Source organism: Brachymonas denitrificans (genome assembly GCF_907163135.1).
GTDB classification, from domain to species: domain Bacteria; phylum Pseudomonadota; class Gammaproteobacteria; order Burkholderiales; family Burkholderiaceae_C; genus Brachymonas; species Brachymonas denitrificans_A.
Genome location: NZ_CAJQUA010000001.1, coordinates 2,287,529 through 2,308,189, shown reverse-complemented (window position 1 = coordinate 2,308,189; position 20,661 = coordinate 2,287,529). Strand labels below are relative to the sequence as shown.

At 64.1% G+C, this 20,661-nt stretch carries 25 protein-coding genes; 14 read left to right on the top strand and 11 right to left on the bottom strand.

What is annotated here, in order from left to right; genetic code table 11:
* Positions 1–30: 30 nt before the first annotated feature.
* Complete coding sequence (locus tag KKQ75_RS10760; RefSeq protein WP_213362160.1) at positions 31–1,296, bottom strand: YbfB/YjiJ family MFS transporter; 1,266 nt, start codon at positions 1,294–1,296, stop codon at positions 31–33.
* A 100-nt stretch (positions 1,297–1,396) separates the two neighbouring features.
* On the opposite strand from KKQ75_RS10760, the gene KKQ75_RS10755 reads away from it, so the two are divergent.
* The 3 genes from KKQ75_RS10755 to KKQ75_RS10745 all read left to right on the top strand — a co-directional run bounded on the left by KKQ75_RS10755 (position 1,397) and on the right by KKQ75_RS10745 (position 3,188).
* Positions 1,397–2,038: a flavin reductase family protein gene (locus tag KKQ75_RS10755; RefSeq protein ID WP_213362159.1), complete on the top strand. Its 642-nt coding sequence runs from the start codon at positions 1,397–1,399 to the stop codon at positions 2,036–2,038.
* Between the two features lie 78 nt (positions 2,039–2,116).
* Positions 2,117–2,509 carry a hypothetical protein gene (locus KKQ75_RS10750; protein ID WP_213362158.1) on the top strand — a complete coding sequence of 131 codons (393 nt, stop codon included), beginning with the start codon at positions 2,117–2,119 and terminating at the stop codon, positions 2,507–2,509.
* 115 nt (positions 2,510–2,624) lie between these two features.
* Positions 2,625–3,188 carry a DUF6803 family protein gene (locus KKQ75_RS10745; protein ID WP_213362157.1) on the top strand — a complete coding sequence of 188 codons (564 nt, stop codon included), beginning with the start codon at positions 2,625–2,627 and terminating at the stop codon, positions 3,186–3,188.
* Between the two features lie 61 nt (positions 3,189–3,249).
* On the opposite strand, the gene KKQ75_RS10740 is transcribed toward KKQ75_RS10745, so the two are convergent.
* A complete protein-coding gene (locus KKQ75_RS10740; RefSeq protein WP_213362156.1) occupies positions 3,250–5,601 on the bottom strand; it encodes a heavy metal translocating P-type ATPase in 2,352 nt (783 codons plus the stop codon).
* A gap of 162 nt (positions 5,602–5,763) precedes the next feature.
* On the opposite strand from KKQ75_RS10740, the gene KKQ75_RS10735 reads away from it, so the two are divergent.
* The 4 genes from KKQ75_RS10735 to KKQ75_RS10720 all read left to right on the top strand — a co-directional run bounded on the left by KKQ75_RS10735 (position 5,764) and on the right by KKQ75_RS10720 (position 7,497).
* The gene (locus tag KKQ75_RS10735; protein WP_213362155.1) at positions 5,764–5,982 is read left to right on the top strand and encodes a heavy-metal-associated domain-containing protein; all 219 of its coding nucleotides are present in this window, start codon (positions 5,764–5,766) and stop codon (positions 5,980–5,982) included.
* Entirely contained in the window at positions 5,975–6,484 is a 510-nt protein-coding gene (locus KKQ75_RS10730) for a MerR family transcriptional regulator (protein ID WP_213362154.1), read from the top strand. The genes KKQ75_RS10735 and KKQ75_RS10730 overlap by 8 nt, the downstream gene beginning before the upstream one ends.
* 150 nt (positions 6,485–6,634) lie before the next feature.
* Entirely contained in the window at positions 6,635–7,072 is a 438-nt protein-coding gene (locus KKQ75_RS10725; protein ID WP_213362153.1) for a Spy/CpxP family protein refolding chaperone, read from the top strand.
* 203 nt (positions 7,073–7,275) lie between these two features.
* Entirely contained in the window at positions 7,276–7,497 is a 222-nt protein-coding gene (locus KKQ75_RS10720; RefSeq protein ID WP_213362152.1) for a DUF2788 domain-containing protein, read from the top strand.
* An 84-nt stretch (positions 7,498–7,581) separates the two neighbouring features.
* On the opposite strand, the gene KKQ75_RS10715 is transcribed toward KKQ75_RS10720, so the two are convergent.
* Positions 7,582–7,884: an encapsulin-associated ferritin-like protein gene (locus KKQ75_RS10715; protein ID WP_213362151.1), complete on the bottom strand. Its 303-nt coding sequence runs from the start codon at positions 7,882–7,884 to the stop codon at positions 7,582–7,584.
* A 58-nt stretch (positions 7,885–7,942) separates the two neighbouring features.
* Positions 7,943–8,617 carry a DUF2238 domain-containing protein gene (locus tag KKQ75_RS10710; protein ID WP_213362150.1) on the bottom strand — a complete coding sequence of 225 codons (675 nt, stop codon included), beginning with the start codon at positions 8,615–8,617 and terminating at the stop codon, positions 7,943–7,945.
* Positions 8,618–8,926: 309 nt separating this feature from the next.
* Between KKQ75_RS10710 and KKQ75_RS10705 the strand changes: the two genes are divergently transcribed.
* The 3 genes from KKQ75_RS10705 (at position 8,927) to KKQ75_RS10695 (ending at position 11,251) form a co-directional block, all read left to right on the top strand.
* Positions 8,927–9,445, top strand: a complete 519-nt coding sequence (locus KKQ75_RS10705; RefSeq protein ID WP_213362149.1) for a hypothetical protein — start codon at positions 8,927–8,929, stop codon at positions 9,443–9,445.
* Positions 9,446–9,574: 129 nt separating this feature from the next.
* Complete coding sequence (locus tag KKQ75_RS10700) at positions 9,575–10,162, top strand: AAA family ATPase (protein WP_213362148.1); 588 nt, start codon at positions 9,575–9,577, stop codon at positions 10,160–10,162.
* A 102-nt stretch (positions 10,163–10,264) separates the two neighbouring features.
* Positions 10,265–11,251, top strand: coding sequence for an extracellular catalytic domain type 1 short-chain-length polyhydroxyalkanoate depolymerase (locus tag KKQ75_RS10695; RefSeq protein ID WP_213362146.1), 987 nt, complete (start codon positions 10,265–10,267; stop codon positions 11,249–11,251).
* 25 nt (positions 11,252–11,276) lie between these two features.
* Here KKQ75_RS10695 and KKQ75_RS10690 read toward each other — a convergent pair whose 3' ends face one another.
* Entirely contained in the window at positions 11,277–11,858 is a 582-nt protein-coding gene (locus KKQ75_RS10690; RefSeq protein ID WP_213362144.1) for an NnrU family protein, read from the bottom strand.
* A gap of 278 nt (positions 11,859–12,136) precedes the next feature.
* Between KKQ75_RS10690 and KKQ75_RS10685 the strand changes: the two genes are divergently transcribed.
* On the top strand, positions 12,137–12,499 hold the full coding sequence (locus tag KKQ75_RS10685) for a hypothetical protein (RefSeq protein WP_213362142.1): 363 nt from the start codon (positions 12,137–12,139) through the stop codon (positions 12,497–12,499).
* Between the two features lie 110 nt (positions 12,500–12,609).
* On the opposite strand, the gene KKQ75_RS10680 is transcribed toward KKQ75_RS10685, so the two are convergent.
* Positions 12,610–13,839: an MFS transporter gene (locus KKQ75_RS10680; protein WP_213362140.1), complete on the bottom strand. Its 1,230-nt coding sequence runs from the start codon at positions 13,837–13,839 to the stop codon at positions 12,610–12,612.
* Between the two features lie 5 nt (positions 13,840–13,844).
* Positions 13,845–14,198: a zinc ribbon domain-containing protein YjdM gene (locus tag KKQ75_RS10675; RefSeq protein WP_213362139.1), complete on the bottom strand. Its 354-nt coding sequence runs from the start codon at positions 14,196–14,198 to the stop codon at positions 13,845–13,847.
* Positions 14,199–14,361: 163 nt separating this feature from the next.
* Here KKQ75_RS10675 and KKQ75_RS10670 point away from each other — a divergent pair, with 163 nt between their 5' ends.
* The gene (locus KKQ75_RS10670) at positions 14,362–15,051 is read left to right on the top strand and encodes an MOSC domain-containing protein (RefSeq protein WP_213362138.1); all 690 of its coding nucleotides are present in this window, start codon (positions 14,362–14,364) and stop codon (positions 15,049–15,051) included.
* A 299-nt stretch (positions 15,052–15,350) separates the two neighbouring features.
* The gene (locus KKQ75_RS10665) at positions 15,351–15,800 is read left to right on the top strand and encodes a hypothetical protein (RefSeq protein ID WP_213362137.1); all 450 of its coding nucleotides are present in this window, start codon (positions 15,351–15,353) and stop codon (positions 15,798–15,800) included.
* A gap of 188 nt (positions 15,801–15,988) precedes the next feature.
* On the opposite strand, the gene gyrB is transcribed toward KKQ75_RS10665, so the two are convergent.
* Positions 15,989–18,571, bottom strand: coding sequence for a DNA topoisomerase (ATP-hydrolyzing) subunit B (gene gyrB / locus KKQ75_RS10660; protein WP_213362136.1), 2,583 nt, complete (start codon positions 18,569–18,571; stop codon positions 15,989–15,991).
* 221 nt (positions 18,572–18,792) lie between these two features.
* Between gyrB and KKQ75_RS10655 the strand changes: the two genes are divergently transcribed.
* A complete protein-coding gene (locus KKQ75_RS10655) occupies positions 18,793–19,074 on the top strand; it encodes a CopG family ribbon-helix-helix protein (RefSeq protein ID WP_213362135.1) in 282 nt (93 codons plus the stop codon).
* A gap of 102 nt (positions 19,075–19,176) precedes the next feature.
* Here KKQ75_RS10655 and KKQ75_RS10650 read toward each other — a convergent pair whose 3' ends face one another.
* From KKQ75_RS10650 to KKQ75_RS10640, 3 genes are read right to left on the bottom strand one after another with little or no spacing between them, the layout of a single operon-like run.
* Positions 19,177–19,338 (bottom strand): hypothetical protein, encoded by a 162-nt coding sequence (locus KKQ75_RS10650; protein ID WP_159430741.1) that lies wholly within the window; start codon positions 19,336–19,338, stop codon positions 19,177–19,179.
* 47 nt (positions 19,339–19,385) lie between these two features.
* Positions 19,386–19,808, bottom strand: a complete 423-nt coding sequence (locus KKQ75_RS10645) for a barstar family protein (RefSeq protein WP_371686795.1) — start codon at positions 19,806–19,808, stop codon at positions 19,386–19,388.
* 54 nt (positions 19,809–19,862) lie between these two features.
* Positions 19,863–20,195 carry a ribonuclease domain-containing protein gene (locus tag KKQ75_RS10640; protein ID WP_371686796.1) on the bottom strand — a complete coding sequence of 111 codons (333 nt, stop codon included), beginning with the start codon at positions 20,193–20,195 and terminating at the stop codon, positions 19,863–19,865.
* Between the last annotated feature and the right edge of the window lie 466 nt (positions 20,196–20,661).

Here is a 20,661-nt window from a genome sequence, read left to right as displayed (position 1 = left end):
TCCGGTCCCATCCATCGCCACAAAAGCCGCTCAACGCGCTTGCAGCGCCTTTTGCCGGCTTGCCAGCAGGGCCCCCAGCCACAGCGCCAGTGCGGACACCAGCAGGCCGCGCTGCAGCCCGCCCGGGCCGTCCGAGATCCATCCCACCAGCGCCGGACCCAGTACCTGGCCAACGGCAAACACGATGGTGAAGGCGCTGATGCCGCTGACCCAGGCCTCCGGCCCCAGGTTGTGGCGCACCAATGCGGTGGTCGAGGCCACCACGGAGAGAAAGGTGGCGCCAAACAGCATGCCCGAAACCATGGCCAGCAGCGAATGGGTGGAGAGCACCGGCAGCAGCGTGGCCAGCCCGAGCAGCGCGCTCAGAATGGCCAGCGCCTGCCCCCCGTGGTAGCGGTCCAGCAGGCGAGCCCAGATGCGGCCGGAGGCCACTACCGCCAGGCCGAGCAAGGCATAGAAAACGGTGATCTGCAAGGAGGAGGCCCCGCTGCTGCGCAGCAGGGCGATGATGAAGGTCATGTAGCCGATATAGCCCAGACCGAACTGGAAATAGGCGGCCAGGGCAAAACCGAACTGCCGCCAGCGGAAACGCTCTTGCAGAGCGACACCTGCTGCACGACCCGAGCCAGCCGAGTTTGCCGTTGCGGAGGGCTTGGGAGGGGGCGCTTGCTGCCACAGCCGGTGCAGCCAGGGCCGCGCCAGCAGCAAGCCGATCATGGCCAGCAGGCACATGCCGCCCAGCAGCCACCAGGATGATTGCCAGGAATGGGCCTGTCCGGCACTGAGCTCCAGCGCCAGTGGCACCCACAGTGCCGATCCGGCAATGCCCCAGCCGGTACCGCCGTAATACAGCCCCAGCAGCAGCCCGCTGTGGGCTGGTGCGTAGCTGCTCAGCCGAGCCGCCAGCAGCCCGCCACCGACGAACAGCGTGGCGCTCAGCACCCCTGCCAGCAGGCGCAGGGCCAGCAGCATGCCGGTATCGGTGAACAGCCCGGAAATCCCCATCAACACACTGGCCAGCAAGGCACTGGCCAGCACAACCCGCTCGTGCGAAATATGTTGCACCAGGCGCGGCATCAGCAGAGCACCTACCAGATAGCCGGCCGCGTTGACGGTATTCATGGCCCCGGCGATGGTATAGCTCCACTGCAGGTCGGCCCGCATCACCGGCAGCAGCAGGCTGTAGGCAAAGCGCGTCACGCCCAGCGAAATCGCCGCTGCCAGCGACAGGGCCAGCGCCAGCAGCACCATGCCGCGCAAGGAAAACCGGGGAGGGGAAGCAGGCGGCGTGGTCATCCGGCTACGTTAGCACGGCGTTCGCCCGCATCCGCGGCATTCAGGGTAAGCCCTGATGCTATATTGACCGGTAGATTGATTTCCGATTCAAGGACCTGCCATGCTCGTCGACCTGCTTGCCGATACCCCGCGTGATGTGCCCCGTGTCTACCGTCTGCTCACCAGCGGCGTGGTGCCGCGCCCGATTGCCTGGGTCAGCACGCGCAGCGCCGAGGGGGTGGACAACCTGGCGCCCTATTCCTTTTTCACCGTGGCCAGCGTGCAGCCGCCGGTGCTGGCAGTAACGCAGGTGAACCCGCCCAACCGCCCTGCCGAGCGCCCGCACAAGGACACACTGACCAATCTGCAAAAGAGCGGCGAATGCGTGGTCAACGTGGCCAGCAGCGCGCAGCTGGAACTGATGAATGCCTGCGCCGGCGACTATCCGCCGGACGTGAGCGAATTCGACGCTGCCGGCATCGAGCGCGCGCCGAGCGTGCATGTGGCCGTTCCCGGCGTGGCGATTGCGCCGGTGCGCTACGAATGCCGCCTGCGCCAGATCCTGCCGGTGGCCAGCAATCCCATGGGCGGCACGATGATGCTGCTCGATGTGGTGGCCATCCACGTGCACGAATCGGTCGAGGCCAATGGCGAGATTTCGCTGGCGCAGCACCGGACGCTGGGCAAGATGGGCGGCGACGGCTACAGCGTGGCGAAGGAAGACGCCGTGCTGGCGCGACCGGTGCTGAACACGCCGGCCTGAGCGCCGTGAGATCCGGCGATTCTGTTGTCTCGCGGCCGCGCTGCTGCCGCCTGCCCCCTGCGGCCTTACAATCGATGCATGCGTGTGCTGACCCTGATGTTGTTGTGCCTGTCCCTGCTGCTGGGCGGGCCGCTGCATGCGGGGCATGACCGCACGGTTGCGGCAGCCCCATGGCAACACGCAGGCAGTCTCCCCGATCCCTGCTCCAATGCCGGCAATCGGAATGACCAGGCAGGTGCGCACGCCTCTTCTGGCGTCCACCACGAGGTCTCCCAGCGCCCATGTTCCCCGTCCCATGGCACCGGCAGCACGCATCATGCAGGCGGTCATGTCTGCTGCCTGCCGCCGGTGCTGGCCACCCTGCCCCTGCTGCTTCCCGCAGAGGCTGCCCCGGCCACGCTGCACGCCCGCGTGCGCGACCTGAGGCTTTCCGGGCATATCGACGTGCCCTACCGACCCCCTGCGGCCTGACTCCGGAAAACCCGCCTGATTTCCAGGCGGGAGCTTCCCTGCGTATTTCCTGCCGCCGTGCCGGCCTGATCCGGCCGTACCGCCGGCTGCCTCACTTTTTCTGGAGTCATTTGTCATGAACATGACGCATTACATGGAATTGCTGGCCACCAACCAGCCCTGGAACCTGATCCTTTTCATGGCCATTCCGGTCATCCTGGCCGAAACCCTGGCCATCACCGAGCTGTACCTGCTGTTCACGCGCAAGCTGGACGGGGCAGTGGCGTCCCTCAACCGTTTCGTCGGGATTGCTGTGGGGCTGTATTTCATCGGCGTGATTGCCTGGTTGTTGCCGCAGGCTGTGGTGCCCATCACGCAGGCCCACGCCTGGCGCACCGCGATCGATGTGATTGCGGTCGGCAGCTATCTGCTGGGGGGGCTGCCGCTGGTGGTGGTGGCGCTGCAGCAACTCGGCCTGATCAACCGCGGCGCCGAGGTGTGGGCCAAGCGCCGGTTGCAGGCCATCTGCATCGCCCTGTTCCTGGTGCTCGGGCATGTGGCCATGATTGCCGGCATGGCGGATCCCGGCCTGCTGGGCTGGCAGCCGGCGGCCGGTTCAAGTCATGAGAGCGGCGTGCATGGCGCGACGGCGCCTGCTGCCGGACAGGCTGCAGCCTCCGCCGCGCATGCGATGCACTGACCCTGCCGCCGGGAAGCGCAGGCCATCGTTCCGATGAACGCATGGCCTGCCCGGCCCCGGATCAGGGCTTCCAGCGCCGCAACAGCAGCGCATTGCTCACCACCGAAACGGAACTGAGCGCCATGGCCGCACCGGCCAGCATCGGGCTGAGCATGCCGAAGGCGGCCAGCGGGATGCCGATGACGTTGTAGGCAAAGGCCCAGAACAGATTCTGGCGGATCTTGCGCACGGTGGCGCGCGAGATGGCGATGGCACCTGCCACCAGCCGCACGTCGCCGCGCATCAGCGTAACGTCGGCGGCATGCAGGGCCACGTCGGTGCCGCCCTGCGGATTGGCCATGGCCATGCCCACATCGGCGGCAGCCAGCGCCGGCGCGTCGTTGATGCCGTCCCCCACCATGGCCACCACGCTCGGTATGCCGCCGCTGCCCTGCTGCAACTGCCGGATGGCCTCGGCCTTGTCGGCCGGCAGCACCTCGGCCTGCACCTCGCCCTGTTCCGGTTTCAGGCCCACGCGGCGCGCCAGTGCCTCGGCAGCCGCGCGATTGTCGCCGCTGATCAGCACCGTTTGCAGGCCTTGCGCGTGCAGCTTGCCCACGGCCTCGGCCGCTTCGGGCTTGGGCGTATCGGTAAAAGCCAGCAGGGCCTGCAATTGCATCGGACCGCCCGGCTGCTGGCGTGCCAGCGCCGACAGCGTGGCGCCCTGTGCCAGCCAGTGGCGCATGAAATCCTCTCCCGCATCGGTGCCGACTGCTTCGGGCTGCAGCTGTTCCATCCAGCGCAGGCTGCCGAGGTACCAGAGGGCACCATCTTCCAGCCGGCCCTGTATGCCGTGGCCGGCTACCGCCTGCACCTCCTGTGCGGGATTCCCAAGCGCAGCGCCCTGGCTGTCCTTCATCGCGCGCAGTACAGCCAGTGCCAGCGGATGTTCACTGCCCTGCTGCAGCGCTGCGGCTGCGGCAAGCGCTGGTGTGACGGCAGCGTGTTCGGTAGCGCTGCCATCCGGTCCCTTCGCGCTGCCCGTCTGCAGCGGCAGCAGCGCAGCCAGCACCGGCTGGCCCTGCGTGAGCGTGCCGGTCTTGTCAAAGGCCACCACCTGCACCTCGTGCGCGCGTTCCAGCGCCACGCTGTCCTTGATCAGAATGCCATGTTTCGCGGCCACTCCGGTCCCGGCCATGATGGCCACCGGCGTGGCCAGGCCCAGCGCACAGGGGCAGGCAATCACCAGCACGGCCACGGCACGCAGAATTGCCTGCTCGGTCGGCAGGCCGGCCAGCAGCCAGGCTGCCAGCGTCAGCGCCGCCACCACCAGCACCGCCGGCACGAATACCGCCGCCACCTTGTCCACCAGCTTCTGGATCGGCGGCTTGGCAGCCTGGGCGTCTTCCACCAGGCGGATGATGTGGGCCAGCACGCCCTCGCCGGCGGTGGCCGTCACCTGCAGCTGCAGCAGCCCGCCGCCGTTGAGCGTGCCGCCTGTCACCTTGTCGCCCGGCCCCACGTCCACCGGCAGTGGCTCGCCCGTCAGCATGCTGGCGTCGATCTGGCTGCTGCCTTCCACCACCGTGGCATCGGCCGGCACGCGCTCGCCCGGGCGCAGCAGCACGCGGTCGCCCACCAGCAGTTCCGAGACCGGTACATCCTGCTCGCCATCCAGCGGCGACAGCCAGTGCGCCACGTCCGGGCGCAGCGCCTGCAGCGCGGCAATCGCCTGCGAAGTCTGGCGCCGGGCACGCATTTCCAGCCACTTGCCCAGCTGCACCAGCGTGATCACCACGGCGGCGCTTTCGAAATACACATGGGGCGCTCCGTGCATGCCGCGATGCGCGTCATCCACCGACAGGCCGTGCCGCCACCACAGCCACAGCGACAGCCCCCAGGCCGCCGTGGTACCGATGGCCACCAGCAGTTCCATATTGCCGGTGCGCTGCTTCAGCGCATGCCAGGCACCGCGGTAGAAGCGCAGGCCGAGTGTGAACTGCACGATGGTGCCAAGGATGAATTGCAACCACACCGGCACCAGGCTGTGCGCTGCGTCCGCTCCGATGAAGGGCGCCAGAAACATCGGCGCCACCAGCGGCAGGCACAGCAGCAGGCCGGCCAGCACCGGCGCAAAGTCGCGTGGAACCCCTAAAATGCGGGTGTTATCGAGCGGCTGCAAGCCGCTTTGTGCACGTGGCGTGTAGCCGGCATTGCGGATGGCGCGCAGCAGGATGGCCGGGGCCTGGCCGGCAGCGTCCGCCGCCAGTTCCGGCGCCAGCGTCACTCGTGCGGACTCGGTCGCCAGGTTGACGCTGGCATCCTGCACGCCTTCCACCTTGCGCAGGGCGCGCTCCACACGCGCCACGCAGGAGGCACAGGTCATGCCGTCGATTCCGATATCCACGGTAGGTAGAGATGCAGAAAAATTCATGTTGTTTTCAAATTTGCCGCATAATGGCGAAAGCATAAACCTTGTCACCGTGATAAGGTTTACCCTGAAACGCAAGACACCACGCCCGTCAAGGGCTTGCGCAAGGGATGCAATGCAGGATAGCGGCAAAACGCGATCCGCTTTTTTTCCAGGAGTACGCCCATGACTACCCACACCTACCGTCTAACCGTCAAGGGAATGACTTGCGGTCATTGCGAAAAGGCCGTCACCCGCGCCATCCGGCAAGTGGATGGCGGTGCCGAAGTCAGCATCGACCGCGAGGCCAATCTGGTGCAGGTACAGACCGTGGCGGATGCCGCAAGCGTCTGCGAGGCGATCCGCGAGGAAGGCTACCAGGTGGAGGACAGCTGCCATGATTGACCTGCTGCATCCCGAACCGGTCGATACCACGGGCGTGGAAGAATGGCCGGTGAACGTCGGCATTGCGTCGCGCCTGTCCGGCCTGACGCCCAAGATGGTGCGCCACTACGAGGCCCAGGGCCTGCTCGGCGAAATCCAGCGCAGTGGCGGCGGCTACCGCCTCTACTCGCTCGACGATGTGCAGACGCTGCGCTTCATCCAGCATTGCCGTTCGGTCGATTTCAGCCTGGACGACATCGAGAAGCTGCTCAAGATGTGGCGCGCCGGCGGCGACCATTGCGCGGCCGCCAAGGAGCTGGCCGACAAGCATATCGAGCTGCTCGATTGCCGCATCCGGGAGATCCAGTTCATGAAGCAGGCCTTGCTCGACCTGACGCGCGACTGCGGCACGCTCGAGGAGGGCTGTCCCATCACCGACAGCATTTCGGGCAAGGCGGCGCCGCCGCCCAAATCGCCCACGCACGGCTGTTGCGGCATGACATCAAGCTTGCGGAATGTGTAACCATCCCGCGCAGGATGCTAATATCAGCCTGATTGCTTACAAATCCACACGCAGCGCCGATGGTAGCGGCGCTGTTGTGGGCATACTGTGCATATTCGGCGTAGCCACGGTGGTTCGCCGCAGTGAACCTTTTCTTTTGCAAGGAAGACCATGACCTTTACGAAGACTTTTGCCAAGCCCCTGATCGCAGCCGCCATGATGGGCGTGCTGGGTACCAGCGGTGTTGCCATGGCCCAGAAGGCCCCCGCCAACGCTGCAGCCAACGCCCAGAACCAGATTGCCCAGCTGAAGAACGTGCTGAAGATCAACGCCGGTCAGGAAGCGGCCTGGAACGGCTTCGTGGCCGCCTACACGCAGAACTTCAACCCCAGCCGCAACCCGAGCGCTGCCGAGTTCAACAACATGAAGACGCCCCAGCGCATCGAGTTCCTGAAGAGCCTGCGCGCTGAAGAAAATGCCTTCCTGAACAAGCGTTACGACGCTTCCCTGGGCCTGTACAACAAGCTGGACGACGCCCAGAAGAAGATGTTCGACGAAATGACTTCCCAGCCGGTGCAGGCCCCGCGCGCTGCCCCGAAGAAGAAGTAATCTTCGGCGCAACGGCTTCCAGTGCGGAAGTCGCCCCCAAAGGCCCGCATGCGCGGGCCTTTTGACGTTTGCGGGCGATGCCCGCCCGCCCTGTAGGACTTGGTCGCAAGCTGCCCGCGTGGCCCGAAAATGCCGCTATGCTTGCAGCTATCCCCATTGCGGAAATCGGCCCGCAACGCACGCACACTACGGAACACGCCCCCATGTTTGGTTTCACGGAAGAACAGATCACCCAGTTCGGCATGACCTTCGGCATTGGTGCCTTCATGCTCTACATGATCTTCATCATCGCCAACCTGGCGTGGAAATCCAAGGCAGGCAAGACCGGCACCTTCTGGCTGTTCCTGGCACTCGGCCTGGGCATGACCGGCTTCCTGGCCAAGCTGCTGATCGAGTACATCATCGAGAAGAACCGGATTCTCTGAAAGCGCAGCCGCGCAGGCTGAAGCCAACGCAAAACGGGTCCGCTTGAACGGACCCGTTGTGCCTTGAGGCGCTGCCAGCGGCGCTCAGTGCTGGTGGTTCTCCATGTCGACCAGCGGGCCGTCGGTGAACAGGAACTCCTTCAGGTATTTCGAGAAAGTCGGATCCTTGCGGCGGATCCATTCCAGCGTCATCGCGGCGTGTTCCTTCTCCTCGTCGCGGTTGTGCTCCAGCACCTTGCGCAGCTGCTCGTCCTGGCAGGCATCGGCGCGCTGGTTGTACCAGTCGACCGCTTCGAGTTCTTCCATCAGCGAGACGATGGCGCGGTGCATGTCGCGCGTCTCGTTGCTCAGTTCATTGACCGGTTCGTGATAGCCCACACTGGACATTGGTTCTCTCCTTGTCTGCTTGGTGAATGGATGACTACATGCCCACTGTAAACCAGGATCAGCGCCCCTGCTGCGCCGGGGCTGCAGCAGCGGTAACAGTCGGCAAGCGCTGCAGCTGCCGGTCATGCACGCCGGGCAGCAGCGTCAGCGCCGCAATGCCTCCGAGCAGCGCAAAGCCCATGTCGGATTGCGTGTCCCACGGATCGCCCTGGGTGCCGAGGAAGGCATCGGCGGCCTGGTCCGACAGCAGGGCCACGCCCCACTCGATCAGCTCGTAGCAGGCGCTGATCGCCATCACCACGCACAGCACCAGAAAGGCCAGCATGCGCGGACCGCGCACGTGCCGGCCGCGCAGCAGGATCTCGCGCGCTGCCACTGCCGGCACAAAACCCTGCATGAAGTGGCCGATCTTGTCATAGGGATTGCGCACCGTGCCCAGCCAGTCGCGCAGCCAGAAGCCGAACGGCGTTTCGGCATAGGTGTAGATGCCGCCATAGATCAGCACCAGGCAGTGCAGAAAGGCCAGCACGTAGAGCAGCGTGGTCAGCGGATAGCGCCGGTGCGTGAAGGCGAGCAGCGGCACGGCAATCATGACCGGCAGGGTTTCCAGCAGCCAGGTGGGCTTGTCGCCGGCCATCCAGCCGGAGACGGCCAGGATCACGAGCATCAGCAAGGCAGCCAGACGTAGCGCTGGCAGGCGTGGATCAGCTATAGATACAGCAAAAGATGTCATGCAGGGCAGCATAAAGCATACGCCTCCTTGAATCCCACTGACTGGCAGATGCTTGGGGTTTTTTCTTACACTGCTACCTCCGCTATCTGCCTACAGTGGAACCGTACCTGCAAATCCTGGCAAAACACCTTGCAGACTTCGCGCCTTACTGCGAGATGGATGTGACAAGAATGTACCGCCACTGGCCAGCCTCGCGCGGGCCAGCCCGGGACATTCACCGCTCTGACAAAGGATGCGTGCTGCAAGGTGTTCTGCCAGGATTTTCGTGTGCACCCCCATACGGACATCACAAGCATAAAGGATGCGGCCATGGCCCTCGCCCTCACCCCCGAACAGCAGCAACTGCTGGCCTCCCTGCCCCACACCATCGGCTCTGCCATGGCGTTTGCCGGCAATAGCGGACTTTTCGGTACCGGCAAGGAAATGTTCACCAACAGCAAGGCCCTGCTCGAAGGCATGCGCCTGTATCCGAACAACGAACTGATCCGCTCCATCCTGCCCGATCCGCAGGCCGTCGACCGCAGTGCCGAGATTGCCGAAATGCGTGCCACGCGCGACTGGATGCAGAACCGCATCCGCGAAAAGCAGGTCAACTCGCAGGAAAAGCTGGTCGACATGGCGGTGGCCGATGCCAGCGAAGCCAACAACCTGCTGATGACGCTGGATCCGGCCGTGGCAGCCGAATACCGCCAGTGGGTGCTGGGCGCGGCCGAAAAGGTGGCCATGGCCTCGAGCGAAGGCGGTTTTCTCGGCTTTGGCGGCGAGCAGTTCAGCGAAGGCGAGCGCAAGCTGCTGGATGCGCTGAAGAACGCGCTGGGCGTGGGCTGACGGGGCAGTCGCTTCCCTCGATTTGCGCGGCCGCGGCACGATTGCTTCACGTGAAACATCGGCCTTGCGTCGCGCATGACTAATTCCTTTGGCTACACTGTCGGTTCCACGACTCTGCTGACAAGTCCCATGTCCAAGCTCATCTTCATCTGCGGCCACGCCGGCACCGGCAAGACCACCCTGGCCAAGCGCCTGGTGCGTGAGCTGAACGACGAAACCTGCCAGTCCTTCTGCCTGCTGGACAAGGACACGCTGTACGGCAACTACAGTTCGTCGGTCATGGGCGTGCTGACCGGCAACCCGAACGACCGCGACAGCCCGCTGTACCTGCAGCACCTGCGTGATCCGGAATATGCCGGCCTGCTGGATACGGCACGCGAGAATCTGGCGCTGGACTGCAATGTGTTCGTGGTGGGCCCGCTTTCGCGCGAGATCAAGGAACACAGACTGATCGACCGCGACTGGCTGCGCGTGCCGGACGACACCGAAATCAGCATCGTCTGGGTGCATCTGCAGGAAGACGAGGCGCGCCGCCGCATCGAGAAGCGCGGCAACCCGAACGACCAGTGGAAGCTGCAGCACTGGGACCAGTACCGCACCCGCCTGTTCATGCCCGATGCTGCCAGTTATCCCGAACTGCGGCTGTACGACAACACCGCCAGCGACGAGGCGCAGTACCTGCAGCTCAAGCGCGAACTGTGTGTGGATTGCGACTGATTGCGCCATTCATTGTTGAATTTGTCACGCGATTTTGCGGCATGAACGCCGCCGTTACCTTTTGATGCTGCACTGCAGCAAAACGCGCCGCACAATCGATCCATGAAGTTCCTACAGAAAGCCAGAAGCATTCTGGGAGGCTTGCAGCGCCGGCTGACGGGGCGCAAGCCCGCGCCCGCGGCCACCGCACCAGAAGTGCCGGCCAAGGGCAGTTTCCGCCGCGGCCACCACGAAGAGCCGGGGGTGGGATCGAGCCATTACAAGCTGTACATTCCGCCCGCTGCCGCCGGGGGCCGGCGCAAGCTGCCCCTGGTGGTGATGCTGCACGGCTGCACCCAGAACCCGGATGATTTTGCCCGTGGCACGGGCATGAATGTGCTTGCCAGGGAGCAGGGGTTCTACGTGCTCTACCCCGAGCAGCCCGACAACCGCGGCCTGCAGCGGTGCTGGAGCTGGTTCCAGCGCAACCACCAGCAGCCCAGCCGCGGCGAGCCGGCCCTTATTGCCGGCATCACCCGCGCCATGCTGAACCGGCACGCGATCGATCCGGACCGCGTCTACATCGCCGGCCTGTCTGCCGGTGGGGCCATGGCGGCCCTGGTGGCACGCCTGTATCCCGAGCTGTTCGCGGCGCTGGGCGTGTATGCCGGCATGGCGCCGGGCGCTGCAAGCGGCCTGTTCACCGCCATGATGGCCATGCGCCGGGGCGGGCGCAGCATCGTGTTTCCCTACACCGAGGACTGCGTGCCCATGATCGTGTTCCAGGGCGATCTGGACAAGGTGGTGCATCCCACCAATGCCCAGCACCTGGTGGCGGCCTGCGTGGCGCCCGATGCCGAGGTGAGCAGCAAGCGTTTCCGTGCCAACGGCCGCGATGTGACGCGCACCAGCTACCGCACGGCTGACGGCGAGGTGATGGCCGAAAGCTGGTTGGTGCATGGCTGCGCGCACGCTTGGTGCGGCGGCCATGCCGGCGGCAGCTATACCGATCCGCTGGGGCCGAATGCCGCGGCCGAGATGGTGCGCTTTTTCGGGCAGCACGTGCGCAAGCCGGCGCGGGCGCAAGCAGCGGTCGCCGCGGCGGCCTGAGCGCCCTGCCCGGGCGCCCCCGCGCTCAGGCGCCGAAGGGTGCCACGCCAATCCAGGCGAAGTGCAGCCAGAAGGCGAATGCCGCCCACAGTGCGGTGCCGATCACAATGGCCACGGCGCTGCGGCCCAGCGTGCCCGGCGGGTAGCTGATGCCCTGTTCGCGGTCGCGCTTGCGCGCGGCGCGGTAGTCGAGCACGGCCCAGAGCAGAAAGGCGCCGAACAGCACCAGATCGGCCAACATGCTGTTGGCCAGCAGGTGGGCAAACGCCCACAGCTTCACGCCCAGGATCATCGGGTGGTGCAGGCGGCCCTTGATGCTGTTGCCCGGCACGTAGGCGGCGGTGAGCAGGATGAAAGCAAACAGCGTGAGCAGGCTGGCGATATGGCGCATGGCCACGGGCGGCTGCCACAGCACCACCGGGTCGGCGCGCGCCACCCCGTAGCCCCAGATGATGAGCACGAAACCCAGCAGCGACACCAGGCTGTACAGGCCCTTCCAGGGCTTTTCGCCGAGGCGCTGCAGCATCTGCGTGCGCCAGGGTTCGGCCACGACACGCACGGAATGCGGGCCCAGGAACAGCACCAGGCCCAGAATCAGAATGGTCATCCCTACTCCTGCTTGAAAACGACAGGACCATTATTGGCGCGTTGCGTGTCAGGGGCAAGGCGGGGGTGCGCAGGCCGTGGCGGGCAGAGAGCAGCCCGGAGGCAATCAAGGGTGACCCACGTCAGGGATTTGGCTGCATGCCGATGCGCTGTTCTCCCACAGCCTGGGAGGGATTTGATCCCTAGACTGGTTGCACGCGTGACCGGGTGATGCCGCCGCGCGTCCGTGTACGGGCGATGCAGTCTGGTCGCAAACACCAATCAGAAAAGGAGTGTTCCATGAAACGCATGATTCTGCCCGCCGTGGCTTGCGCCGCCGCGTTGACCCTGTCTGCCTGCAGCGAAGAAATCCGGGACACCGCCCGTCCCGAAACGCCAGCGTCTACCAGCGAAGCCCTTACCCGGGCCGTGAATGCGTCCGACGCCGTGGCCAACACCCGTGCCAATGCCGATCTGGCAGCCTCTGCCGCACGGGATGCGGCGGCCCTGCCGGTGCCGGGCTCGGTGGATGACGAGGCGGCCCATGCCGCGCAGCGTGCTGCTTCGAACGTGGCGGCCGCGGCGGAAAAGGCAGCCAGCGCCGCCGTGACGGCAGGCGAGAAGGCCGTGCAGGCTGCGAGTGCTGCTGCAGACAAGCGATAAAGCGAAAAAGTGGGTGCGTGGCGCAGGCCGTGCGCCGACGGAAAACGGCTGCGCCGGAAGCAACCGGCTTATGGCAACGCGCTCTGGGCTGCTTCCTGCCTCTGGCGGATTCAGTCCATCACCTGGCCACGCGTCTCGCGCCCGAGCAGCAGCACCCCCGCCACGCCGATCACGATGGTGACGGCAAACAGCGCGAAGATGGCGCTGGTGGGCCAGCCCTGCGCGCCGAGGAGGGGAATCGTCAGCGGCCCCAGAATGCCGCCCAGCCGCCCTATTCCCGCCGCCGTGCCCACGCCGCTGGCGCGGATGCTGCCCGGATAGTTCTCGGGCGTGTAGGCATACAGCGCACCCCAGGCCCCCAGGTTGAAGAAGGACAGCAGGATGCCCGCCACCAGCAGCGCGGTCTCGCTGCCGGCATTGCCAAAGGCCCAGGCGCTGACCGCCGTGCCCAGCAGATAGCTCACCAGCACGAACTTGCGCCCCGCGCGCTCGATCAGCCAGGCCGCGGTGAAATAGCCCGGCAGCTGCGCCAGCGTCATGATCAACACGTATTCGAAGCTCTTGATCAGCGCAAAGCCCTTGGCCACCATCACGCTCGGCAGCCACAGGAACATGCCGTAGTAGGAGAACACCACGGTAAACCACAGCAGCCACAGCATGGCCGTGCTGCGGCGGTGCGGGGCCGACCAGAGCAGCGCGAGGCGCTCCGTCCACGGTGGCACGGGCTGGCGCGTGTCGGGTTGGGGGGCGTCATCATCCAGCCTACGGCGCAGATAGAGCGCATACAGCGCCGGAATGGCCCCCAGCACCATGGCGACGCGCCAGCCGGTATCGGGCGCGAAGCGCGGCATCACGAAATAGGCGATCAGCGCTGCCAGCAGCCAGCCCACCGCCCAGAAGCTTTCCAGCAGCACCACCACGCGCCCGCGCTCGTGCGCCGGCACGCGCTCGGAGACGTAGGTGGACGCCACCGGCAATTCGCCGCCCAAACCGGCGCCGATCAGAAAGCGCAGCGCCATCAGCACCGCCAGGCTGGTGGCAAAGGCACTCAGCCCGCTGGCGATGGAAAACAGCAGCAGCGTGGCGATGAACACGCGCCGGCGCCCCACCCTGTCGGCCCACATGCCGAACGCCACCGCGCCCACGGCCATGCCGATGGAGTTGATGCTGCCCAGCCAGCCCATCTGCGCTGGCGTGAGCGACCAGCTCACCTTCAGCGCGGCCAGCACAAAGGCCAGCAGGCCCACGTCCATGGCATCGAACAGCCAGGCCGTGCCCGAGACGAACAGCAGGCGGTTGCGGCTGAGCGGGACCGGGCTGGGGCTGGCGGGGGTGCTCATGGTGTTCAGGCCTTCTTCAGGAACTCCGACTTCAGCATCATGCTGCCGTGCTCGGTCTTGCAATCCACGTTGTGGCCGCCGGCGCCATCCACTAGGCGGATGCTCTTGATCTTGGTGCCCTTCTTGAGCGTGACGGAACTGCCCTTCACCTTCAGATCCTTCACCAGAATCACGGCATCGCCGTCGGCCAGCGGGGTGCCGTTGGCATCGAGCGCGGCGGCAGAAGCCTCGTCGCCCTCCTCGGCCTGCGCCTGAGCCGGCCACTCGTGGCCGCAATCGGGGCAGATGAAGTTGTCGCCGTCGGGGTAGGTGTTTTCAAGGCCGCATTGCGGGCAGGCGGGGATGGTGGAATTGGGCATGGTCTTGTGATTGTCGGAATGCTTGGATGGCTTGAGTGTAGTCTCTTGCCGATGCTGCGTGGCGGTGGTGCCCTGCCCGATTGCCTTGCCGCGCACAGGGGCACCGCTTGCACGCGGGCGGAAATGGCGCATGATCGCTCTATCTTTCCCAAGGAACGCGCGCATGGACATCATCGGCAGGATTCTCGGCGTCTACACCGGCAAGGCCGTGCCCTACACCCGCCCCGGCACCTTCAGCGCCATCGACCGGCAGCCGGTGGATGGGCCGATCGCGGTGGGCACGGAAGGCCTGCAGGGCGACGAACAAGGCGACCGGCGCGTGCACGGCGGGCCGGACAAGGCCGTGCATGTGTACGCCTGGAGCCACTATGCGGCCTGGCGCGAGCAGTTTCCGGACAACACGCGCTTTGCGGCGGCGCCGGCGTTTGGCGAAAACCTCAGCGTGGAGGGCGTGGACGAGTGGAACGTGTGCCTGCGCGACCAGTGGCGCGTGGGCACGGCACTGCTGGAAGTGAGCCAGGGGCGGCAGCCATGCTGGAAGCTGAATGACCGCTTCGGCATTCCCGACATGGCGCGGCGGGTGCAGGACTCCTTGCGTGCGGGGTGGTACTTGCGGGTGTTGGAGCCGGGGGAGCTGCGGGCGGGGGATGCGATCGGGCTGGTGCGGCGGCCCTATCCGGAGTGGAGTGTGGCGCGGGTGTTGGGGGTGATTCGGGATCGGGAGTGTGAGCCCGCAGTCATGCAGGAACTGCTGGGACTGGGGCTGCCGGCTTCGTGGCAGCGGTTGTTTGCGCGGCGGCTGGATGCGGGGCTGGTGGAGGATTGGGGTTCGCGGTTGCAGGGGAGTCAATAGCCTATTCTATACATTGAAAACGCTATCACCTAGTGGAATAGGTGGCCAATGCTTCGCAATAATCCAAACGCCAAGTCTGGAATCCTAGAGGCTGTGCACGAAACGGCCTCGGATCTGCATCGCCTGGGATTCATCGACAAGCGCAAGCTGCAAAAATTGGATGTGTTGTGCCTGGAACTTATTCTCTTCAATGACAGCGAGCGTGTCTGCACTTTGAAGAATCCACAGGGATAGAACTAAGGGTAATTGTATTAGAATGTATCCTTGACTATGCCTGATCAACCTAGCGGAGTTTTAGAATGACAAAAGTGCTTTTATCTTTCATGTTTTCAATGATGCTGATTGGTTGTACGACGAAATTTGGCGGATCTTATGTTCTTAGCAGTTCGCCGACTCCAGACTTATTGCAAAACGTGTATTTTGGAGATAAACCTAATGATGACCAATTTGATGCGGGTTTTAAGCGCTGGGCAAAATATGGTTTTAAGGATGCTGATTCCATAAAATACGACTGGATTAGTCGGCCTCAGAAAGGATGGATATCTACTTGTTCCCCAGCAGAAGCATATATTAAAGGCTGCCATAAAGATAGCTTTAAATATGGCTATATTGGTCGGATATCTGTCAATGCAAAAAATTCCTATGGAGGGTACATAGGATATGAAGAATATTACATAGTATTTATGAGTGACACCGTTATGAATCTTATACCGGTGGGATTGATTAAAAATAGCGGAAATATTCGTTGAACATTGTCCTCTAGTGAAATGATTTTTGGTAAACTGGCCTCACAACGATTTGTGACGACATTCTGAGTTGCATCGGCTCCTTTAGTCGACAGCAAAAAGTCCGGATTATTCCGGACTTTTTAACTTAATGTGTCACCGATTTTTCAGGAACTTGGCGCAGATTTCACCAATCGAGTCATCCGACAGTTTTAAACATCCAAATTCGCCGCCCGCAACGCATTAGTCTCGATAAAGTCGCGACGCGGCTCCACCTCATCCCCCATCAGCATCGTAAACACCCGATCCGCCTCGATCGCATCATCAATCTGCACGCGCAGCAGACGACGAACAGCCGGATCCATCGTCGTTTCCCACAGCTGCTCGGGGTTCATCTCCCCCAGCCCCTTGTAGCGCTGGCGGCTGACGGCGCTTTCGGCCTGCTGCATCAGCCAGTCCATGGCCTGCTGGAAGTCGCTCACCGGCTGGGATTTCTGCTTTTCGCCCTCCCCGCGCATCACCACCGCATCTTCGGCCAGCAGCCCCTTGAAGGTGTCGCTGGCGGTTTGCAGCGCGGCGTAGTCGGCGCCGTGCACGAATTCGGGCGTGATCAGGCTGGCGCGCTCGTTGCCGTGGTGCATGCGCGCCACGCGCAGGTAGTGCTTGTCGGTGCGCGCATCAAAGCCGTGCGTGACCTTGGCGGTGCTGCCGGCCAGCAGCATGGCCTGCTGCAGGGCCTGGGCGCTGCTTTCGGCTTGTTCGGCGTTGTCCAGGCTCAGGTGCAGGCCGTCGCCAGGGCCGAAGCCGGCCAGTGTACGCAGCGCCTGGCCGTCCATGAAGGTGCTCAGGCGGTCGATCACGGCCATGGCCTGCACGTAGCGCTGCGCCAGGGTGCGCAGGGTTTCGCCCTCCAGCATCGGGCGCCCTGCCCCCGGGTCCACGCGCGCGCCGTCCAGCGCCACGTTGCTCAGGTATTGCTGCAGCGCGTTGGCGTCCTTGAGGTATTGCTCCTGCTTGCCCACGCGCACCTTGTACAGCGGCGGCTGGGCGATGTAGATGTGGCCGCGCTCGACCAGTTCGGGCATCTGGCGGTAGAAGAAGGTCAGCAGCAGCGTGCGGATGTGCGCGCCGTCCACATCCGCGTCGGTCATGATGATGATGCGGTGGTAGCGCAGCTTGTCGATGTTGAAATCGTCGCTGCCGCTCTTGCCGTTGCCGTCTTCAGCCGCCTTGCCGATGCCGGTGCCCAGCGCGGTGATCAGCGTGACGATCTCGTTGCTGGTGAGCAGCTTTTCGTAGCGCGCCTTTTCCACGTTCAGGATCTTGCCGCGCAGCGGCAGAATGGCCTGGAACTTGCGGTCGCGGCCCTGCTTGGCCGAGCCACCGGCGGAGTCACCCTCTACGATGTAGATTTCGCACAGCGACGGGTCTTTTTCCTGGCAATCGGCCAGCTTGCCGGGCAGGCCGAAGCCGTCCAGCACGCCCTTGCGGCGCGTCATCTCGCGCGCCTTGCGCGCTGCCTCGCGCGCACGCGCCGCCTCCACGATCTTGCCGCAGATGATCTTGGCGTCGTTCGGGTTCTCTTCCAGAAAATCCGTCAGCGACTTGGCCACGATGTCTTCCACTGGCGCGCGCACCTCGCTGGAGACCAGCTTGTCCTTGGTCTGCGAGCTGAACTTGGGCTCGGGCACCTTCACCGACAGCACGCAGCACAGGCCCTCGCGCATGTCGTCGCCGCTCACGTCCACCTTGGCCTTCTTGGCCAGTTCGTTGTCGGCGATGTACTTGCTGATCACGCGCGTCATGGCGGCGCGCAGGCCGGTCAGGTGGGTGCCGCCGTCGCGCTGGGGAATGTTGTTGGTGAAGCAGATCACCTGCTCGTTGTAGCCATCGTTCCACTGCATGGCCACTTCCACGCCGATTTCGGTGCCGGGAATACCGCCGTAGCTGTCGGCCGGGCGCGAACCCATGGCGTGGAAGGCATTGGGGTGCAGCACCTTCTTGGTGCCGTTGATGAACTCGACAAAGCCCTTCACGCCGCCCGCACCGGAGAAGTCATCCTCGCGCGCCTCGCGCTCGTCCTTCAGGCGGATGCGCACGCCGTTGTTCAGGAAGCTCAGCTCGCGCAGGCGCTTGCTCAGGATCTCGTAGTGGAAGTCGTTGTTTTCCTTGAAGATTTCGGTATCAGGCAGAAAGTGCACCTCGGTGCCGCGCTTCTCGGTATCGCCGGTGATCTTCATCGGGGAGATCTCGACCCCATCGACCACTTCGATGATGCGGTCCTGCACCACGCCCTGCGCAAACAGCAGCGTGTGCACCTTGCCGTCGCGGCGCACCGTCAGGCGCAACTTGCTCGAGAGTGCGTTCACGCAGCTCACGCCCACGCCGTGCAGGCCGCCGGACACCTTGTAGCTGTTCTGGTTGAACTTGCCGCCGGCGTGCAGCTCGGTCAGGGCAATCTCGGCGGCCGAGCGTTTGGGCTCGTGCTTGTCGTCCATCTTGACGCCGGTGGGAATGCCGCGGCCGTTGTCGCTCACGCTGATGGAGTTGTCCGCATGGATGGTGACGACGATATCGTCGCAGTGGCCGGCCAGCGCCTCGTCGATGGAGTTGTCGACCACCTCGAACACCAGATGGTGCAGGCCGGTGCCGTCGCTGGTATCGCCGATGTACATGCCCGGGCGCTTGCGCACCGCTTCCAGACCTTCCAGGATCTGGATCGCGCCTTCGCCGTAGCTGGTGTCAGGGGCTGTGGATTGCGGGAGGTTCTCGGAAGGGTTCTGCGATTCGGTCATCCGGACATTTTCGCAGATTTGACGCGGGGTTGCAGGGGATTTTGCACGATCGTCAGGGAGATGGGACCGATCTTCGGATGGGGCTTGCCAGCAGCCATGCGCATGGGGAATCAGTCGTCGGATTTCGGGCGTTTACGCGGGGGCGAGAGGGCAAGGAGGTATTGACGTGGTATATACGTTTTATATACTTTGACTGAACAACCGTGCCCCGGGAGTGTCCCATGTCAAAAAATGCCGTTTTCACCCTCAAGCTCGATCCCCAATTGCGCGCCGACTTCATGAGCGAAGCAGCCGGCGAAGACCGTCCTGCCTCGCAGGTGGTGCGCGAGTTGATGCGCGACTACATCATGCAGCGTCGCCAGGCGCGCGATTACGAAAGCTACCTGCAGCGCAAGGTGGATGCCGGGCGGGCCTCGATGCACGCCGGCCGTGGCCGATCGAATGAGGACGTGGAGGCGGCCTTTGCTGCCAGGCGTCAGCAGATCAAAGCGCCTGACGCATGAGGGTTCTCTGGACGCCGGAATAGTTTCCGTAGCGCAGGAACGGGCCGTATCAAACACAAAAGCCACCCGAAGGTGGCTTTTGCACGAAGAAAGCGCCCCGCCTCAGGCAGTCGCCATCGTATCGCTGTCGTTCACCGCAGCCAGCCAGTAGTTGGCATTGAACGGGCTGCTCATGCGCAGCGCCAGCGGGGAGACGTCCACGATCTTGTCGGTGGGCATTTTTTCTTCTTCCAGGGCCGGATCGGCGTCGTCGGTGATTTCCACCTCAGCCGTTTTCGCCCGTTCTGCTTGGCCAGCTTGTGCAGAACGGGCTACAGAAAAGAATAGAAACACCGGAAGGGTATTTTCCGGTCCCCCCAGTAGTCGGCGGCATCGCGGAAGATGTCGAGCAGTTGCTCGCGCGATTCCTTGTCGAACTTGGCGTTGGTGGGGATCTGCTCCAGCACCACGATGAAGCCCGGCTGCGGGCCCGACTTGTGCAGCGGGTCGGTGATGCAGTCGTAGAGGGCGTCGAAGTTCTTGCCGAAATGCGCCGGCAGGGTGAACTGCTGGGCGATCATGTCCAGCACGTCCTGCTTGGTCTGGGCGCCGCCCAGGTTGGCATACAGGAAGTGGTGGCCCATCTGGGTGGCTGCGGCTTGCAGGTCGGGCACGCGGAAGGCGCGGATGGACTGCACGATGTTCGTGCGTACATTGCGCAATGGCGTGGTTTCTGGGGAGAGTTTGGGGTCGATGCTCACGGTGACTTTCTGCGTCCGCTTTGAGGGCAGCCGCATCCTGGGTTGTTCTTAGTCCACTATCTGGCGGAAGCTGTTGTAGTGATCCTGGGTGTAGTAACACACGTCCGGTGTGCGCGGGGCCCCTCCACAAACGATGCGCTTGGCGCCCCGGTTGCGGGCGTGAGCAGGGGCCACGGTATATTCACGGTAATAGCCGCGCGGATGCTTGGGCAGCAGGCGTTCACGGTTGCCGAACACGTCGCCGTCCTTGTCGAACGGGAACGGGCCGCCAGCCAGAATCATCTTGTAGACGATCTGGCCCTGGCGCGGCAGTTCGGCGACGCGGATCGAGGCCATGCCCGGTTTGGCGGCCTTGTTCGCGGGTTCGGCCTGCGGACGCACGGGCTCGGGTGCGGTTTGCACGTAAGCCTGCGAAGGCGCTTCTGCCGCGACGCTGGAGGCAGCGCGGGGCGTGCAGGCGCTGGTCAGCGAGGCCAGGGCGAGCAGGGCGGCACCGGATGCCAGGGCGATTCGCCAGCTGCGTACCGGAGCCTCGGGCCGGCTGCCGGTGGCGCCGGCCGCACAGGGGGTGGCGGCAGCGAACAGGGCAGCAGTCATCGGGTTCCAGTCAGCATGAGGTTCCATTTGCACGGCTTGTGAATCACAGGATTCACAAGGTTTCCGATGGGCAAGTGTGCCGCAAAGCCCTTGGGAAATCAATAGCGCGCGGCTATTGTGCAGGACGCAACATGGGGTTGCCACAAGGCGCTTGCCTGTTGGCGCGGGAATATGCTATTTGCGTGAAAGCCGCGCCGGACAAGGGCTGCGGCGCGTCGTGCAGTGCAGCATGGTGCGGCTCGGGGAGCGA

Bases quoted from the DNA above. Each gene is read 5' to 3' on its own strand.
- KKQ75_RS10730 (WP_213362154.1), top strand. From the start codon at position 5,975: ATGATTGACCTGCTGCATCCCGAACCGGTCGATACCACGGGCGTGGAA.
- KKQ75_RS10760 (WP_213362160.1), bottom strand. From the start codon at position 1,296: ATGACCACGCCGCCTGCTTCCCCTCCCCGGTTTTCCTTGCGCGGCATG.
- gyrB (WP_213362136.1), bottom strand. From the start codon at position 18,571: ATGACCGAATCGCAGAACCCTTCCGAGAACCTCCCGCAATCCACAGCC.
- KKQ75_RS10665 (WP_213362137.1), top strand. From the start codon at position 15,351: ATGACAAAAGTGCTTTTATCTTTCATGTTTTCAATGATGCTGATTGGT.
- KKQ75_RS10695 (WP_213362146.1), top strand. From the start codon at position 10,265: ATGAAGTTCCTACAGAAAGCCAGAAGCATTCTGGGAGGCTTGCAGCGC.
- KKQ75_RS10705 (WP_213362149.1), top strand. From the start codon at position 8,927: ATGGCCCTCGCCCTCACCCCCGAACAGCAGCAACTGCTGGCCTCCCTG.
- KKQ75_RS10670 (WP_213362138.1), top strand. From the start codon at position 14,362: ATGGACATCATCGGCAGGATTCTCGGCGTCTACACCGGCAAGGCCGTG.
- KKQ75_RS10655 (WP_213362135.1), top strand. From the start codon at position 18,793: ATGTCAAAAAATGCCGTTTTCACCCTCAAGCTCGATCCCCAATTGCGC.
- KKQ75_RS10745 (WP_213362157.1), top strand. From the start codon at position 2,625: ATGAACATGACGCATTACATGGAATTGCTGGCCACCAACCAGCCCTGG.
- KKQ75_RS10690 (WP_213362144.1), bottom strand. From the start codon at position 11,858: ATGACCATTCTGATTCTGGGCCTGGTGCTGTTCCTGGGCCCGCATTCC.
- KKQ75_RS10735 (WP_213362155.1), top strand. From the start codon at position 5,764: ATGACTACCCACACCTACCGTCTAACCGTCAAGGGAATGACTTGCGGT.
- KKQ75_RS10725 (WP_213362153.1), top strand. From the start codon at position 6,635: ATGACCTTTACGAAGACTTTTGCCAAGCCCCTGATCGCAGCCGCCATG.
- KKQ75_RS10680 (WP_213362140.1), bottom strand. From the start codon at position 13,839: ATGAGCACCCCCGCCAGCCCCAGCCCGGTCCCGCTCAGCCGCAACCGC.
- KKQ75_RS10685 (WP_213362142.1), top strand. From the start codon at position 12,137: ATGAAACGCATGATTCTGCCCGCCGTGGCTTGCGCCGCCGCGTTGACC.
- KKQ75_RS10750 (WP_213362158.1), top strand. From the start codon at position 2,117: ATGCGTGTGCTGACCCTGATGTTGTTGTGCCTGTCCCTGCTGCTGGGC.
- KKQ75_RS10720 (WP_213362152.1), top strand. From the start codon at position 7,276: ATGTTTGGTTTCACGGAAGAACAGATCACCCAGTTCGGCATGACCTTC.
- KKQ75_RS10710 (WP_213362150.1), bottom strand. From the start codon at position 8,617: ATGACATCTTTTGCTGTATCTATAGCTGATCCACGCCTGCCAGCGCTA.
- KKQ75_RS10675 (WP_213362139.1), bottom strand. From the start codon at position 14,198: ATGCCCAATTCCACCATCCCCGCCTGCCCGCAATGCGGCCTTGAAAAC.
- KKQ75_RS10715 (WP_213362151.1), bottom strand. From the start codon at position 7,884: ATGTCCAGTGTGGGCTATCACGAACCGGTCAATGAACTGAGCAACGAG.
- KKQ75_RS10700 (WP_213362148.1), top strand. From the start codon at position 9,575: ATGTCCAAGCTCATCTTCATCTGCGGCCACGCCGGCACCGGCAAGACC.
- KKQ75_RS10740 (WP_213362156.1), bottom strand. From the start codon at position 5,601: ATGAATTTTTCTGCATCTCTACCTACCGTGGATATCGGAATCGACGGC.
- KKQ75_RS10755 (WP_213362159.1), top strand. From the start codon at position 1,397: ATGCTCGTCGACCTGCTTGCCGATACCCCGCGTGATGTGCCCCGTGTC.